Here is a 1,484-nt window from a genome sequence, read left to right on the forward strand (position 1 = left end):
GCGGTGTGTCAGACACAAAGTTGTCATCTGACACACCGCTTTCGCGAGCAAGCCCGTTCCCACGTTTGGATCTCCACTCATTGAATAATTGAAGGCTGTCGCGAATGCTCGCTGCGTCACTGATCTTCCTGCTGACCATCACCCTTGTCATCTGGCAACCCAAAGGCCTCGGGGTCGGCTGGAGCGCGACGCTCGGTGCCGTGCTTGCGCTGATCTTCGGCGTCGTGCACCTGAGCGATATTCCGCTGGTGTGGCAGATCATCTGGAACGCCACCGGCACCTTCGTTGCGCTGATCATCATCAGCCTGTTGCTCGACGAAGCGGGGTTCTTCGCCTGGGCTGCGCTGCATGTAGCACGCTGGGGGCGGGGCAGTGGGCGCAAGCTGTTTGCCTTCATGGTGCTGCTCGGCGCGCTGGTATCGGCGTTGTTCGCCAATGACGGCGCGGCGCTGATCCTCACGCCGATCGTGATTTCCATGCTGCTGGCGCTGCGCTTTTCCCCGGCGGCGACCTTGGCGTTCGTCATGGGTGCCGGTTTTATCGCCGACACCGCGAGCCTGCCGCTGGTGGTGTCGAACCTGGTCAACATCGTTTCGGCGGACTTCTTTCACATCGGCTTCAACCGCTATGCGGCGGTGATGGTGCCGGTCAACTTCGTCAGTGTGGCCGCGACGCTGGGCGTGCTGCTGTGGTTTTTCCGTCGCGACATCCCTAAGGCTTACGATCCCGAACAGCTCGAACAGCCGCACACGGCGATCCACGATAAGGCCACGTTCTATGCCGGTTGGGTAGTGCTGGTGATTCTGCTGATCGGCTGCTTTTTCCTCGAACAGCTGGGCATCCCGATCAGCGCGATTTCGGCGGTCTGTGCGGCCCTGCTGCTGGGGATCGCCGCCCGTGGCCACAAGATTTCCACGCGCAAGGTGCTGAAAGAAGCGCCGTGGCAGATCGTGATTTTCTCGCTGGGCATGTATCTGGTGGTGTATGGCCTGCGCAATGCCGGGCTGACCGGGTATCTCGCTGGCTGGCTGGATGTGTTCGCCGGGTACGGCGTATGGGGCGCGGCGCTGGGCACAGGGGTGCTGACCGCGCTGTTGTCGTCGATCATGAACAACTTGCCGACAGTGCTGATCGGCTTGTTGTCGATCGATGCCAGTCAGGCCAGCGGTGTGATCAAGGAAGCGATGATCTACGCCAACGTGATCGGCAGCGATCTGGGGCCGAAAATCACCCCGATCGGCAGCCTGGCGACCTTGTTGTGGCTGCATGTGCTGGCGCGCAAGGATATCCGGATTGGTTGGGGGTATTACTTCAAGGTCGGGATTGTCCTGACGGTGCCGGTGTTGTTGATTACCTTGGCGGCGTTGGCGTTGCGGTTATCCATCTAGACCGCGTTGGCCCCTTCGCGAGCAAGCCCGCTCCCACATTTTGAGCAGCATTCCAAATGTAGAAATTGGAATGCCAACCCCTTGTGGGAGCGGGCT

The 1,484-nt window shown here is 60.5% G+C and carries 1 protein-coding gene; it reads left to right on the forward strand.

What is annotated here, in order from left to right; all coding sequences use genetic code 11:
• Nucleotides 1-104 precede the first annotated feature (104 nt).
• Complete coding sequence (locus tag QMX91_RS31090) at nt 105-1,388, forward strand: arsenic transporter (protein ID WP_223007937.1); 1,284 nt, start codon at nt 105-107, stop codon at nt 1,386-1,388.
• Nucleotides 1,389-1,484: the final 96 nt, after the last annotated feature.

This window comes from Pseudomonas sp. PS01299 (assembly GCF_029960145.1).
GTDB lineage: Bacteria > Pseudomonadota > Gammaproteobacteria > Pseudomonadales > Pseudomonadaceae > Aquipseudomonas > Aquipseudomonas putida_A.